This window comes from Nocardioides sp. LML1-1-1.1 (assembly GCF_040676175.1).
In the GTDB taxonomy this organism is placed as follows: Bacteria; Actinomycetota; Actinomycetes; order Propionibacteriales; family Nocardioidaceae; genus Nocardioides.
This window is the reverse complement of record NZ_JBEGHK010000004.1, coordinates 237,695-252,040: the sequence shown is the minus strand read 5'-3', so window position 1 is coordinate 252,040 and position 14,346 is coordinate 237,695. Positions and strand designations below refer to the sequence as shown.

13 protein-coding genes are annotated in these 14,346 nt (G+C 72.3%); 12 read left to right on the top strand and 1 reads right to left on the bottom strand.

The annotated features are described in order from the left end of the window. Window positions 1-182 precede the first annotated feature (182 nt). Genes MRBLML1_RS16330 through MRBLML1_RS16310 form a run of 5 tightly spaced genes read left to right on the top strand, consistent with a single transcriptional unit; the run spans window position 183 to window position 4,901 of the window. Complete coding sequence (locus tag MRBLML1_RS16330; RefSeq protein ID WP_364517815.1) at window positions 183-1,562, top strand: phosphomannomutase/phosphoglucomutase; 1,380 nt, start codon at window positions 183-185, stop codon at window positions 1,560-1,562. Beyond that, window positions 1,559-1,744: a Trm112 family protein gene (locus tag MRBLML1_RS16325; RefSeq protein ID WP_364517813.1), complete on the top strand. Its 186-nt coding sequence runs from the start codon at window positions 1,559-1,561 to the stop codon at window positions 1,742-1,744. The genes MRBLML1_RS16330 and MRBLML1_RS16325 overlap by 4 nt, the downstream gene beginning before the upstream one ends. Before the next feature lie 28 nt (window positions 1,745-1,772). Beyond that, entirely contained in the window at window positions 1,773-2,798 is a 1,026-nt protein-coding gene (locus MRBLML1_RS16320; protein ID WP_364517811.1) for an SIS domain-containing protein, read from the top strand. 47 nt (window positions 2,799-2,845) lie between these two features. Next, the gene (locus MRBLML1_RS16315; RefSeq protein ID WP_364517809.1) at window positions 2,846-3,913 is read left to right on the top strand and encodes an acyltransferase family protein; all 1,068 of its coding nucleotides are present in this window, start codon (window positions 2,846-2,848) and stop codon (window positions 3,911-3,913) included. Window positions 3,914-3,923: 10 nt separating this feature from the next. Continuing rightward, window positions 3,924-4,901, top strand: a complete 978-nt coding sequence (locus MRBLML1_RS16310) for a DUF808 domain-containing protein (protein ID WP_364517807.1) — start codon at window positions 3,924-3,926, stop codon at window positions 4,899-4,901. An 8-nt stretch (window positions 4,902-4,909) separates the two neighbouring features. Here the strand turns inward: MRBLML1_RS16310 and MRBLML1_RS16305 are convergent, their stop codons facing one another. Beyond that, entirely contained in the window at window positions 4,910-5,140 is a 231-nt protein-coding gene (locus tag MRBLML1_RS16305) for a DUF6234 family protein (RefSeq protein WP_414691261.1), read from the bottom strand. Window positions 5,141-5,642: 502 nt separating this feature from the next. Between MRBLML1_RS16305 and ahcY the strand changes: the two genes are divergently transcribed. The 7 genes from ahcY (at window position 5,643) to MRBLML1_RS16270 (ending at window position 14,052) form a co-directional block, all read left to right on the top strand. Beyond that, complete coding sequence (ahcY, locus tag MRBLML1_RS16300; RefSeq protein WP_364517805.1) at window positions 5,643-7,082, top strand: adenosylhomocysteinase; 1,440 nt, start codon at window positions 5,643-5,645, stop codon at window positions 7,080-7,082. A 73-nt stretch (window positions 7,083-7,155) separates the two neighbouring features. After that, entirely contained in the window at window positions 7,156-7,860 is a 705-nt protein-coding gene (gene mtrA / locus MRBLML1_RS16295; RefSeq protein ID WP_364517803.1) for an MtrAB system response regulator MtrA, read from the top strand. Between the two features lies 1 nt (window position 7,861). After that, window positions 7,862-9,523 carry an MtrAB system histidine kinase MtrB gene (gene mtrB, locus MRBLML1_RS16290; protein ID WP_364517800.1) on the top strand — a complete coding sequence of 554 codons (1,662 nt, stop codon included), beginning with the start codon at window positions 7,862-7,864 and terminating at the stop codon, window positions 9,521-9,523. After that, complete coding sequence (locus MRBLML1_RS16285; protein ID WP_364517798.1) at window positions 9,520-11,253, top strand: LpqB family beta-propeller domain-containing protein; 1,734 nt, start codon at window positions 9,520-9,522, stop codon at window positions 11,251-11,253. Before mtrB ends, MRBLML1_RS16285 begins: the two co-directional genes overlap by 4 nt. Window positions 11,254-11,331: 78 nt before the next feature. Next, entirely contained in the window at window positions 11,332-12,051 is a 720-nt protein-coding gene (locus MRBLML1_RS16280) for a ComF family protein (protein WP_364517796.1), read from the top strand. Between the two features lie 552 nt (window positions 12,052-12,603). Continuing rightward, window positions 12,604-13,239, top strand: coding sequence for a ribosome hibernation-promoting factor, HPF/YfiA family (hpf, locus tag MRBLML1_RS16275; protein ID WP_364517794.1), 636 nt, complete (start codon window positions 12,604-12,606; stop codon window positions 13,237-13,239). Window positions 13,240-13,392: 153 nt separating this feature from the next. Beyond that, a complete protein-coding gene (locus MRBLML1_RS16270) occupies window positions 13,393-14,052 on the top strand; it encodes a response regulator transcription factor (RefSeq protein ID WP_364517792.1) in 660 nt (219 codons plus the stop codon). The last annotated feature ends 294 nt before the right edge of the window (window positions 14,053-14,346 follow it).

Here is a 14,346-nt window from a genome sequence, read left to right as displayed (position 1 = left end):
AGCGCGTCTCCGCCGCGGCAGGTCGGCAGCAAGCTGCTGTGCGCGCGGCTCCCGCCGCGCTGCCGGTTGAGCCGACTGACCGAGCGCGTCTCCGCCGCGGCGGTCGGCAGCAAGCTGCTGTGCGCGCGGCTCCCGCCGCGCTGCCGGTTGAGCCCGCGAGCGAGTCCACTAGGGTTCGGGTCATGGCCGACGCCACGACCTCACCGGACAACCTGAGCAAGGTCTTCAAGGCCTACGACGTGCGCGGCATCGTCGGCGAACAGCTCGACGAGGACCTCGCCCGGGCCACCGGGGCGGCGTACGTCGAGGTGCTGGGCGTCGACGCGCTCGTCATCGGCTACGACATGCGCCCGAGCTCGCCGAGCCTGGCCGGTGCCTTCGCCGACGGCGCGACCAGTGCGGGCGCCGACGTCACGATGATCGGGCTGGCCTCGACCGACCAGCTCTACTTCGCCTCCGGCCACCTCGGCCTGCCCGGCGCGATGTTCACCGCCAGCCACAACCCGGCGCCGTACAACGGCATCAAGATGTGCCGCGCCCACGCCCAGCCGGTCGGCATGGAGAGCGGGCTCGCCGAGATCCGCGACCGGGTCGCCTCGGGCGCGCCGGCCGCCGCGGCCGGACGGGTCGGCTCGATCGGCTCCCACGACGTGCTGCAGGCCTACGCCGCGCACCTGCTCGCGCTCGCGCCCGTCGAGGGGCGCAGGATCAAGGTCGTGGTCGACGCCGGCAACGGGATGGCGGGGCACACCGCGCCGGCCGTCTTCGACCGGCTGGCCGAGCGGGTCGAGATGGTCCCGATGTACTTCGAGCTCGACGGCACCTTCCCGAACCACGAGGCCAACCCGATCGAGCCCGCCAACCTGGTCGACCTGCAGAAGCGGGTGCTCGCGGAGGGTGCCGACATCGGGCTCGCCTTCGACGGCGACGCCGACCGCTGCTTCCTCGTCGACGAGCGCGGCGAGCTGGTCTCGCCCTCGACGCTGACGGCCCTCATCGCCGCCCGCGAGCTCGCCAAGGAGCCCGGCGCCACGGTGATCCACAACCTGATCACCTCGCGCGCGGTCCCCGAGATCGTCACCGAGCTCGGCGGCACCCCGGTGCGCACCCGCGTCGGGCACTCCTTCATCAAGGCCCGGATGGCCGAGACCGACGCCATCTTCGGTGGCGAGCACAGCGGGCACTTCTACTTCCGCGACTTCTGGCGCGCCGACTCCGGGATGCTCGCCGCGCTGCACGCGATGGCGGCGCTGGCCGAGGCCGGCGTACCGCTCTCGGAGCTGCTGGCGACCTACGAGCGCTATCCGCTCAGCGGCGAGATCAACAGCACCGTCGCCGACCAGGACGCCGTGCTCGCCGCGATCGAGTCCGGCTGGGGTGCCCGCGAGGGCGTCAGCATCGACAAGCTCGACGGGCTCAGCGTCAGCCACGCCGACTGGGCGTTCAACGTGCGCGCTTCCAACACCGAGCCGCTGCTGCGGCTCAACGCCGAAGGGAAGGACGAACCCACCATGGCCCGAGTCCGCGACGAGGTCCTCGCCACCATCCGGGGCGAGCAGTGAGCGCCCCCGAGCTCTCGCCGGAGCTGCTGGCGATCATCGTGTGCCCGAACGACCGCGGCGAGCTCACCCTCACCCCGGCCGGCGACGGCAGCGAGCTGGTGTGCGGCAGCTGCGGCCTGGCCTACCCCGTGCGCGACGGCATCCCGGTGCTGCTCGTCGACGAGGCCCGCAAGCCCGCCTGAGGCCGGCGAGGACAGGGGGAGCGCCGCCATGGTCTGGTTCGACGAGTCCCGGCTGGACGACGAGGTCGCCCTCGGCACCGCCGACCTGCGGCTGCGCACCCTGGCCGAGTCAGGGGCGCGAGTACGACGCGAGGTCGGTGACTCCGCCGACGCGATCGCCGAGGCGGTCTCCCGGGTCAGCGACAGCCGCCCGCGCGCCGTCATCGCCGCCGGCCCCGACTCCCGGCTGCTGCGGGCGGTGCTGGAGCCGTTCTGCCCGGTGCCGTTCGTCGCCTGGCCCTCGCCCGCCCTGCCCGGCTGGGCCGGCAGCCTCGACCTGGTCGTCGTGCTCGCCCCCGAGGGCGGCGACGCCGGCACCGCGCTGGCCGTCGCCGAGGCCGCACGGCGCGGCTGCCAGCTCGTCGTCGCCACCCCGCGCGAGTCCGTCGTCGCCGAGCACGCCACCGGCCGGTGGGCCACGTTGCTGCCGACCAGCACCGGTGACCAGCTCGCGACCGCGGTCGCCATGCTCTCCTTCCTCGACCAGGTCCAGCTCGGCCCAACCGCCGAGCCCGACGCCGTCGCCGAGGCGCTCGACGCGGTCGCCATCGCCTGCTCGCCGCACCGCGACATCTCGATCAACCCGGCCAAGATGCTCGCCATCTCCCTCGCCGACGCCAGCCCGCTGATCTGGGGCGGCTCCGTGCTCGCAGCCCGGGCGGCGCGGCGCGTGGCGGAGTCGATCCGTCGTACCTCCGGACGGACGGCGCTCGCCGGCGACGCCGAGCACCTGCTGCCGGTCATCGAGGCCGCCCGGCCGCGCAACGTCTTCGCCGACCCGTTCGCCGACGACGCGGGGGAGCGGCGCCCGGTGCTCGTCGTGCTCGACGACGGAGCGGACGACCCGGTCGTCCACGACCAGCGGATCCGGCTCGAGGAGGCGGCCCGCGGGCACGACGTACGCGTCGAGCAGGTCTCCAGCGAGGCGGCGGGCGACGTCGGCCGCTACGCCTCGCTGCTGCTGCACGGCACCTACGCCGCGGAGTACCTCCGCCTGGGGCTCGTCGCGGACTGAGAGGCTCCTCACGGTCTTTCCTCAGGATCGTCGGGTACCAACGGTGGATGGCCGTTTCCCGCGACCCCTGGCTCGACAACGCGAAGATGGGGCTCATCGTCCTCGTGGTCCTCGGACACACGTGGGCGCTGCTGCCCTCGGACGCGGTGGTGGCCTGGCACCTGTACGACTTCGTCTACCTGTGGCACATGCCGGCCTTCGTGTTCCTGTCCGGCTACCTCTCCCGCGGGTTCACCTACGCCCCGACGCGCCTGTGGCAGCTGGTCACCACGCTGCTCGTGCCCTACGTCCTGTTCGAAGGGGCACTGGGGTGGTTCCGCCTCCAGTTCGGTGGGGAGCGGCTGCAGGACCTGTGGCTCGACCCGCACTTCCCGATGTGGTACCTCCTCGCGCTCGTCGTGTGGCGCCTCCTCACCCCGCTGTTCCGCCCGCTGCCCGGCGCCTTCCTGGTCGCGGTCGGCATCGCCGTCGCCAGCGGCTTCCTGACCGGTGAGTGGATGGCCTGGCTCGACCTGCCGCGGATCCTCGGCTTCCTGCCCTTCTTCGTGCTCGGCCTCAAGGCCACCCCGGAGTCGCTGGAGTGGGTGCGCGGGCGGTTCCCGATGCTCCTCGGCGCGCTCACCTTCGCCGTGATCGCGGTGCTCGCCGTCAACATCGAGGACTGGGGCGCCCGTTCCTACCTCTACGCCCGGCCCTTCGAGGCCATGGACGTCTCCGACTCGACCGCGATCCTGACCCGCCTGCTGGTCATCGGCATCGGTCTCGCCGGCACCTTCGCCTGGCTCGCGCTCACCCCGCGCGTCGGCGGCTGGTTCGCCCGGATGGGCGCGGCCACGATGACGGTCTACCTCTTCCACGGCTTCGCGGTGAAGGGCCTGGAGTACGCCGGCTTCCCGGCCTGGACCGAGGGCCACCCGTGGCTAGGCCTGCTCGCCGCGACCGTCCTCGCGCTGAGCGTCGCGCTCGGCCTGGCCGCGCCGCCGGTGCAGCGGCTCCTGCAGCACGTCGTGGACCCGTTCGGGATCGCCCAGCGCCGGGTCGGCGCCGCGGTGGACCTGGCGGTCGTCGTACGGGAGCAGGAGGAGGCGGGCGAGCCTCAGCTCGCCTCCCGGTAGCCTTCGGCCCATGAGCGCTGGCCTCTTCGGACTCCTCGACGACGTCGCTGCCATCGCGAAGATGGCCGCCGCCTCGATCGACGACGTCGGCGCCGCCGCCGGCAAGGCGACCACGAAGGCTGCCGGGGTCGTCATCGACGACACCGCCGTCACCCCGCAGTACGTCCACGGCGTCGCCGCCGAGCGCGAGCTGCCCATCGTCAAGCAGATCGCGATCGGCTCGATCCGCAACAAGCTGCTGATCATCCTGCCCGCGGCGCTGCTGCTCAGCGAGTTCGCCGCCGGCCTGCTGCCGATCATCCTGATGGCCGGCGGCACCTTCCTCGCCTACGAGGGCGCGCACAAGGTCTGGCACCTCTTCTCCCGCGGCGAGCACCACGACGCCCCGGTCACCGAGGTCAGCCCCGAGGCCGAGAAGACGATGATCGCCGGCGCCATCCGCACCGACCTCATCCTCTCCGCCGAGATCATGGTGATCGCCCTCGCCTCCGTCGAGGACGAGAGCTTCCTCGCGCGGCTCGCGATCCTCGTCGTGGTCGCCATCGTGATCACCATCGCGGTCTACGGCGTGGTCGCGCTGATCGTGAAGATGGACGACACCGGCCTCGTGCTCGCCCAGCGCGACTCCGCGCTCGCCCAGAAGGTCGGCCGCGGCCTCGTCGCCGCCATGCCGCGCCTGCTCGCGATCATCTCCGTCGTCGGCACCGTCGCCATGCTCTGGGTCGGCGGCCACATCCTGCTCGCCAACCTCGACGAGGCAGGCTGGTGGAGCGCCCCCTACGAGTGGGTCCACGACATCGAGCACGACATCGAGCACGCCGTCCACGGCTTCCTCGGCAGCGTCCTCGCCTGGCTCGCCAACACCGGCATCTCGGCCGTCGTGGGCCTCGTCGTCGGCTCGGTGGTCGTGGTCGTCGTACGGGTGCTGCCGTTCACGGGCGACAAGGACCCGATCGAGCGGTACGACGCCGACGAGCCCGCCGCCTGACGCGCCCCTCAGCCGCCCGGGCAGTCGTTGGACCCGGAGTAGCACGGCACGTAGGAGGGACCGGGCGACACCGGCTCCGGCTGCCTGACCTCGGCCCGCGGCACCGCGAAGACCATCGCCGTCGCCAGCGCGGCGGCTCCCACCGCCCCGTGCCAGACGTGCACCTGCCACCGCGCTCGACGCGCCGCAGCCAGGGCCGGTGCGAGCAGCACCGCCGCGGCCAGGGCCCCGACGATCATCGCGTGCCTCCGGATGTCATCGTCGGTCGGCCCAGGACACCGGCCGAAGCAGAAGTAGACGCCTAGACAGTCGACTGCGGTGAGCGCCATGAGCGCGAGGGCCGCACTCGATGCGAGTGCCTCCCCGAGGAAGAGGGCGTGCAGAGGTCGGGTCGGGGTCGGGGTCACGCTGTGATGGTCGCCGCGTGCCGGAGTGTCGTGCCTGAGCACGCGGGCTCAACGACGCGAGCGCGACGCGTCCCCGTCCTCTGTGCCCGAGGCGGCCGAGCAGGTCCATGGCGGCAGTCCAGCGCCGACGTCCGCGAACCCGCCCCGGGCCGGCCCCGGCCTGTGGAGAACGACGGCCGGAACCGCGCCCGGGAGAGAACGTGACGGTTTCTGCTGTGATTGCCCGCGCGTCGGACCCCGCTTGTAAGGTGTCGGGTGTCATGCGCGGGAGATCCCGACGTAGCGCAGATGCGCCGCAGGACGGACGACACTCGAACCTCGAGGATCACTTTTCATGGACTACAAGGTTGCTGACCTGAGCCTGGCCGAGTTCGGCCGCAAGGAGCTCACCCTCGCCGAGCACGAGATGCCGGGCCTGATGGAGATGCGTCGCCGCTACGGCGCCACGCAGCCCCTCAAGGGTGCCCGCATCGCCGGCTCGCTGCACATGACGATCCAGACCGGCGTGCTGATCGAGACGCTGACGGCGCTCGGCGCCGACGTCCGCTGGGCCACCTGCAACATCTTCTCCACCCAGGACCACGCGGCCGCCGCTGTCGTCGTGGGCAAGGGCACCGTCGAGGACCCGCAGGGCACGCCCGTCTTCGCCTGGAAGGGCGAGACCCTGGCGGAGTACTGGGACGAGGCCGAGAAGGTCTTCCAGTTCAAGGACGCCGACGGCAACGCCATCGGTCCGAACATGATCCTCGACGACGGCGGCGACATCACGCTGCTGGTCCACAAGGGCACCGAGTTCGAGAAGGCCGGCGCCGTGCCTGGCCAGGACACCACCGACAACGAGGAGTACAAGGAGGTCCTCCGGGTCCTCGCGCGCTCCCTCGACAACGACCCGACGTACTGGACCAACATCGGTGCCGGCATCAAGGGCGTCACCGAGGAGACCACCACCGGTGTGCTCCGCCTCTACGACCGGTTCAAGGACGGCTCGCTGCTGTTCCCGGCGATCAACGTCAACGACTCGGTCACCAAGTCGAAGTTCGACAACAAGTACGGCTGCCGCCACTCGCTCATCGACGGCATCAACCGCGGCACCGACGTGATGATCGCCGGCAAGACCGCCGTCGTCTGCGGCTACGGAGACGTGGGCAAGGGCTCCGCGGAGTCGCTGCGTGGCCAGGGCGCTCGCGTCATCGTCACCGAGATCGACCCGATCTGCGCGCTGCAGGCGGCGATGGACGGCTACGAGGTCAAGCGCCTGGAGTCGGTCGTCGAGTTCGCCGACATCTTCATCACGACCACGGGCAACTTCGACATCATCCGGGTCGAGCACTTCGAGAAGATGAAGAACCAGGCCATCGTCGGCAACATCGGCCACTTCGACAACGAGATCGACATGGCCGGCCTCGCCAAGATCGAGGGCATCGTCAAGGACGAGATCAAGCCCCAGGTCCACCAGTGGATCTTCCCCGACGGCAAGAAGATCATCGTGCTGTCCGAGGGCCGCCTGCTCAACCTCGGCAACGCGACCGGCCACCCGTCGTTCGTCATGTCGAACTCCTTCACCAACCAGGTGCTGGCGCAGATCGAGATCTTCACCAAGCTCGAGGAGTACCCGATCGGGGTCTACGTGCTCCCGAAGCACCTCGACGAGGAGGTCGCCCGGCTGCACCTCGACGCCATCGGTGTCGAGCTGACCGAGCTCAACCAGGCGCAGGCCGACTACCTCGGCGTCCCGGTCGAGGGCCCGTACAAGAGCGACCACTACCGCTACTGAGCTGTTCGGCGCGAGCCCCCGCACCCACCTCGGGTGCGGGGGCTCCGCTGTGTCCGCCCCTAGGATGGTGGACATGACATCGTCCGCCGCGTCGTACCCCACCCGGGGTCGGGTGCTCGTCGTCGACGACGACGCCCCGCTCGCGGAGATGCTCAGCATCGTGCTCGGCCAGGAGGGCTTCGAGAGCCGGGTCTGCCCGCGCGGCGACAGCGCGCTCGCCGAGTTCCGCGACTACCGCCCCGACCTGGTGCTGCTCGACCTGATGCTGCCGGGCAAGGACGGCATCGACGTGTGCAAGGAGATCCGGGCCGAGTCCGTCGTACCGATCGTCATGCTGACCGCCAAGGGCGACACCGTCGACGTGGTGGTCGGGCTGGAGTCCGGCGCCGACGACTACGTCGTGAAGCCGTTCAAGCCCAAGGAGCTGGTGGCCCGGATCCGCGCGCGGGTACGACGCACCGAGCCGGTCGCGCCGGAGACCCTCGCGATCCGCGACCTCCAGATCGACGTGGCCGGTCACTCGGTCTCGCGCGACGGGCAGGAGATCCCGTTGACGCCGCTGGAGTTCGACCTCCTGCTCTGCCTCGCGCGCCGTCCCGGCCAGGTGCTCAGCCGGCAGGTGCTGCTGGAGGAGGTCTGGGGCTACCACCACGCCGCCGACACCCGGCTGGTCAACGTGCACGTCCAGCGGCTGCGCTCGAAGGTGGAGCACGACCCCGAGCACCCGGAGATCGTGCTGACCGTCCGGGGGGTCGGCTACAAGGCCGGCTCGGCGTAGCGTGCTGCGCGACCTGTGGACCCGCGTCGCCCCCGCGGTACGACGAGCGCTCACGTTCTGGCGCCGGTCCATCCAGGCGCGCGTCGTGGTCAGCACCGTGGTGCTCTCCACGGTGGTGGTCGGCGCCGTCGGCTGGATCCTGCTGCAGCAGACCCGCGACGGCCTGCTCGACCACCGGGTCGACGTGGTGCTCGGCGAGGTCGACGCGGAGGTCTCCGACGCGACCGACCGGCTGGAGGCGGCCTCGGGGCGTGAGGTCAACGTCAGCCGGCAGCAGCGCGACCTGGTCGACCCGATCATCGAGCGTGGCGACAGCCGGGGCTACAGCGTGGTGCTCGCCGGCCCGGAGGGTGAGGACATCCCGCTGCGCGAGGGCGGCGGGGAGTACACCAGCGGCCTGGACCTCGTCAGCATCCCGCAGAGCCTGGAGGCGCACTTCGACGGCGCCAACCGGGAGGCGGCGTGGACCTACACCGACATCGTCAGCAAGCGCGACGGCGAGGCCTCCTCGGTCCCCGGGCTGATCGTCGGCTCGCAGGTGCAGCTGCCCTCCGACGGCAAGACCTACACGCTCTACTTCCTCTTCCCGCTGACCGAGGACCAGGAGACCCTGGCCCTGGTCACCCGGGCGCTGCTGACGGCCGCCGGACTGCTCATCGCGCTGGTCGCCGGGCTGACCTGGCTGGTCACCCGGCAGGTGGTCACCCCGATCCGGCTGGCCCGGCGGGTGGCCGAGCGGCTCGCGGCGGGCCGGCTGCAGGAGCGGTTGCAGGTCACCGGTGAGGACGACATCGCGCGGCTGGCCTACTCCTTCAACCAGATGGCCACCAGCCTCCAGCGCCAGATCCGGCAGCTGGAGGAGCTGAGCTGGGTGCAGCGGCGGTTCGTCTCCGACGTCTCCCACGAGCTGCGGACCCCGCTGACCACGGTGCGGATGGCGTCGTACGTCCTCCACGACGCGCGCGAGGACTTCGACCCCGCCACCGCGCGGGCCGCCGAGCTGCTGCAGGCCGAGCTCGACCGCTTCGAGAACCTGCTCATCGACCTGCTGGAGATCAGCCGCTTCGACGCCGGCGCCGCCGTGCTCGCGCCGGAGGACGTCGACCTCGGCGAGGTGGTCGACCGGGTCGTCGCCGCCGCCCAGCCGCTGGCCGACCAGCGCGGCATCCGGGTGGTGGTGGAGCACCCCGAGGAGGAGGTGCGCGCGGAGGTGGACAGCCGCCGCGTCGAGCGGGTCCTGCGCAACCTGGTCACCAACGCCATCGACCACGCCATGGCCGACGACCCCACCGAGGTGGTCCAGGTCCGGCTCGCCTCCGACGAGGAGGCTGCGGCGATCACCGTGCGCGACCACGGCGTGGGGCTCGCACCCGGCGAGGCGGCGATGGTGTTCAACCGGTTCTGGCGCTCGGACCCGGCGCGGGCGCGGATCAGCGGCGGCACCGGCCTCGGCCTGGCGATCGCCCAGGAGGACGCGCACCTGCACGGCGGCTGGTTGCAGGCGTGGGGGCGCTCGGGACAGGGCGCGCAGTTCCGGCTCACCCTGCCGCGGCGCGCGGGGGTCACCCTGCGGCACAGCCCGCTGCCGCTGATCCCGGAGGACGCGGTGTCCTCCGACGCGGCGCTCGGCGCCGTCGTACCGGCTCCGGAGGGGGAACGATGAGACGAGTGCTCCCGGCCGCCCTCGTGGCGCTCGCGCTGCTGCTGGCCGGCTGCGTGTCGATGCCGAGCGACGGCCCGGTCGTCGACGTACCGGTGATCGGGGGCGGCGACACCCGCCGCGCCAGCGACATCGACGCCCGGCCGCCCGGCGAGGGCGCCTCGCGCTCGGACATCGTCGGCGGCTTCCTCGACGCGATGACGGCGTGGCCGGTGCAGATCAACGTGGCGAAGAAGTACCTCACCGACGAGGCCGCCACCGGCTGGAACCCCGAGCGGCGGACGATCGTCTACACCGACGCCCAGCCGGTGCGGGAGTCCGGCGGCACCGTCCAGGTCCGGCTCAGCGCGGCGGACGCGCTCGACGAGGCGGGGGCGTGGACGGGGGCGCTGTCGGGCTCCGACCTCCAGCTCGACTTCCGGCTGACGGTGGAGGACGGCGAGTACCGCATCGTCGACCCGATGGACGCGCTCGTCGTACCGGTCACCTGGTTCCAGCAGCGCTACCGCCAGGTCTCGCTCTACTACTTCGACCCGATCGCCCAGATCCTCGTCCCCGAGCCGGTCTTCGTGCCGCAGGGCGACCAGCTCGCGACCAGCCTGGTGACCGGCCTGATGGAGGGGCCGCCGCCGCGGGCGCGCGGGATCGTGCGCTCGTTCGTGCCGCGCGGGCTCGCGGTCGCGCTGTCGGTGCCGGTCGACGACAAGGGCGTGGCCGAGATCAACCTGGTCGGGGACGCGCCGCGGCTGACGGCGGAGGAGTCCGAGCTGATGCTCGCTCAGCTCGCCTGGACGCTGCGCCAGGACCCGAGCATCCGAGCGCTGCGGGTGACCATGGGCGGGCGCGACCTGCCCATCCCGGGCGGTGCGTCGCAGTTCCCGGTGACCGGTGGAGAGGCCTTCGACCCGGCCGGCAGCTCCGCCGCCAGCACGCTCTTCGGCATCAGCCGGGGGCAGCTCGTGGCCGGCGGCGCGGGCGACCTGAGCGTCGCCTCGGGACCCTTCGGGCAGACCGACGCCGGACTCGTCACGATGGCCGTCCGCCCCGACGGGCGACAGGCCGCGGGCGTCGACGACGGCGGGCGCCGGGTCCGGGTCGGGCCCGTGCGCGCCGAGGGCACGTCCGCCGAGGCCCGCACCGTGCTGACCGGTGGCACCTACACCCACCTGTCCTGGGACGTCGCCGGCCGGCTGTGGGTCCTCGACCAGGGCCGCGGCGGGGCGCGGGTCTGGCTGGTCGAGGGCGACCGGGCCCGGCAGGTGGCCGTCCGGGGGATCACCGGTCGCGCGACGCGCTCGCTCATCGTGTCGCGGGACGGGACGCGGCTCGTCGCCGTCGTCCGGACGGCCGGCGGCGACGAGGTGCGCAGCGCGCGGGTACTGATCAACGGCCGCGGGCGGGTCGCCGGGATCAGGGTGCCCCTGCTGGTCCGGGCCGCCGAGGGCACCCAGATCGACGACCTCGCCTGGACCACGCCGGTCCGGGTCGCCCTGCTCACGACGACGGCACCCGGGGTGCTGTACGAGGTCGAGGTGGTCGCGGTCGACGGCGCCTCGGTCGGTGTGGACTCGCTCTCGCCGATCGTCTCGGGCCGGTTGGTCGGCCTCGCGGCCGAGCCGGGGGAGGGCACCGCGATGTTCGCGGTCTACCCGGACCGGTACGTCAGCATGGTCGACCAGCACGAGTACCCCGCCGGCGCGACGCCCCTCACCCAGCTGGACTTCGTCGGCTGAGCCACTTCCCGGCCCACCTTGTCCACAGATCCGCCGCGGGCCCTTGGCGCAGCGCCGACGGGTTGGTGAGGTGGGACCGTGACGGTCTCCTCCGAGCTCGCCGACGGGTTCGGCGACCTGGTCCTCGGCGCCGCCTGTGTCGGCTGCGGACGGCCCGGGCGGGCGCTGTGCCGGCCCTGCGCGGACCGGCTGCCCGTCGACGCGGTGCCGCGGTGGCCGAGCCCGACGCCGCCGGGGTTGGTGCCGCCGTACGCCGTGGGCGACTACGACGACCTCCTGCGCGCCCTCGTGCTGGCCCACAAGGAGCACCGGGTGCTCGCGCTCACCCGGCCGCTCGGCGCGCTCCTGGCCCGCTCCGTCGTCGAGGCCCGGGCCGGCCCCGGGCACCCGCTCGTGCTCGTCCCCGTGCCCTCCCGGTCCCGGGCGGTGCGGCAGCGCGGGCACGACCCCACCCTCGCCATGACCCGGGCGGCGGCCCGCCTGCTCACCGGCGGCGACGCTCCGGTCCTCGTCGCGCGGCTGCTGCGGGTGCGGCCGGGTGTGCGCGACCAGGCGGGCCTGGACGCGGCGGCCCGCGCGGCCAACCTCGCCGGCTCGATGGCGGTCTCCTCGGCCGCCGTACGACGGCTGGCGGGGCGGGTGCCGCGCGCCCACCTCGTGCTCTGCGACGACGTCGTGACGACGGGCGCGACCCTGCGCGAGGCCCAGCGCGCGCTGCAGGCCAGCGGCCTGCAGGTGCACGCCGCGGCGGCCGTGGCCGCCACCCGGCGCAAGGTCCGGGCGGCCAACTTCGGGTGAAGCCTTTCGTCGGCCATCGCGACGGACTAACGTCTCTGCATGGAGTCCGTCCGGGTCCGTGGTTGCGCCGCACCGGCGGAGCACGCGCTCGGCCGGGTGCGGCTAGCCGATGCCAGTCGCAGGCGAAACGGTCCACGTAAGCCGGCCTCCGGGCCGGTGATCACGGTGCGGCTTAGTCGTAAGTCCTGCCTCGGGACGGACGTCAGATACGTCCGCCCCCGGGAGAAGGCCGGTAGTGGCACCAAGCTGCGGAAGCCTCAGCAGGCGGGTGTGGGGACGAAGACCAGGTCGGCCGGGCGGACTCCTTCTATGGCGCGAGCGCGGCTTCGCCGCGGCGGTCGGCAGCAAGCTGCTGGGCGCGCGGCTCTCGCCGCGCTGCCGCGCCGCAGTTGGCCTGGGCACGTGGCTGGGTCCGCCTGGCGGCCGACCCTGCGTAGCGCGTTGTCGCACCACCGTTTCGTGCGCCGGCTGTGCCCGCTCCCACGAGTTTGTTCACACGTCCCGTCCAGAGTCGGCGGGAGAACCCATCACCGAATCCCTTGGAGGTAACTGATGGATGTTGTGGTCACCGGAAGGCACTGCGAGATCTCTGACCGGTTCCGCGAGCACGCCACGGAGAAGCTCGCGAAGCTGGAGAAGCACGATCACCGGATCATCCGGGTGCACGTCGAGGTCGATTGCGAGCCCAATCCCCGTCAGCACGATTCCTCCATCCACGTGGAGCTCACCGCCTACTCCAAGGGGCCCGTCATCCGGGCCGAGGCGGCTGCCGACGACAAGATGGCGGCGCTCGACCTCGCCCTCGACAAGATGGCGGCGCAGATGCGGCGGGCCGCCGACCGGCGGCGGGTGCACCGCGGCCGTCGTACGCCGGTCTCGGTAGGCAAGGCACTGTCCGACGTCCCGGTGGACGGCTACGACGACACCGGGTCGAGCGAGGACGACGTGGCCATCGAGCGCCAGGTCGGCCCGATCACCGTCACCGGGGACGGGCCCCTCGTCGTGCGCGAGAAGACCCACCCGGCCAGTCCGATGACCCTCGACCAGGCCCTGTACGAGATGGAGCTCGTCGGGCACGACTTCTACCTCTACGTCGACAAGGAGAGCGAGCGCCCCGCGGTGGTCTACCGCCGGCGCGGCTACGACTACGGCGTCATCTCCCTCGAGGTGGACGCCGGGGGAGAGTGACCGGCGCATGCTGCGAGGACCGGCCGGGATGCCGCTCCGGCGCCCGGCCGGGCGCGGCGGGGATGGTACGTGCCCGCCCCTGCCGCCGAGACGTGCCATGATGCCGATGTGGCGAGTGGGAATCCGTCGGGAGCCGCAGGGCTGGGGAACCTGGTGAGCGAACCGGTACGCGTGGTCGTTGTCGACGACCAGGAGCTGTTCAGGCGCGGCCTGACGATGCTCCTGGGCATCGAGCAGGGCATCGACGTCGTCGGTGAGGCGAGCAGCGGGGCGGAGGGTGTGGCGCTGGTCGTCGGCACCGTGCCCGACGTGGTGCTGCTCGACGTCCGGATGCCGAAGCAGTCCGGGATCGAGGCGTGCGTCGCGATCAAGGAGGCGGTGCCGACCACCAAGATCATCATGCTGACGATGTCCGACGACGAGGCCGACCTCTACGAGGCGGTCAAGAGCGGGGCGTCGGGCTACCTCCTCAAGGACTCCTCCATCGAGGAGGTCGCCCAGGGCATCCGGGTCGTCGCCGACGGCCAGTCCCTGATCAGCCCGTCCATGGCGGCCAAGCTGATCGACGAGTTCAAGACGATGTCGAAGCCGGAGCGCACCGCCGGGCCGGCGCTCAAGCTCACCGAGCGCGAGCTCGAGGTGTTGCGCCTGGTCGCCAAGGGCCTGAGCAACCGCGACGTCGCCTCCCAGCTCGCGATCAGCGAGAACACCGTCAAGAACCACGTGCGCAACATCTTGGAGAAGCTGCAGCTGCACTCGCGCATGGAGGCGGTCATGTACGCCGTGCGCGCCAAGCTCGTCGACCTCGACTAGCTGGAATGGCGCGAGCGCGTCGCTCGTTCCTCGCGCCGCGCTGCCGCGCCGCGGTCGCGTCCGGTAGGTGGTGGCGTTCGTCTGGCGGCAAGACTGGTGGCGCGCGGAGCGGCGCCTCCCTGCGCCTGCGGTCGCTCGTTCCTCGCTTCCTCCGGCTCCGGGCCGGCGGCGCTCCGCGGCTGCCACCACCTTTCGCTGCCTGATGGCGCGAGCGCGTCGCTCGTTCCTCGCTTCCTCCGGCTTCGGCCGGCTTCGTCCCGCGGCCGCCGGCCTCAGGCCGCCGGCGCCCGGCCG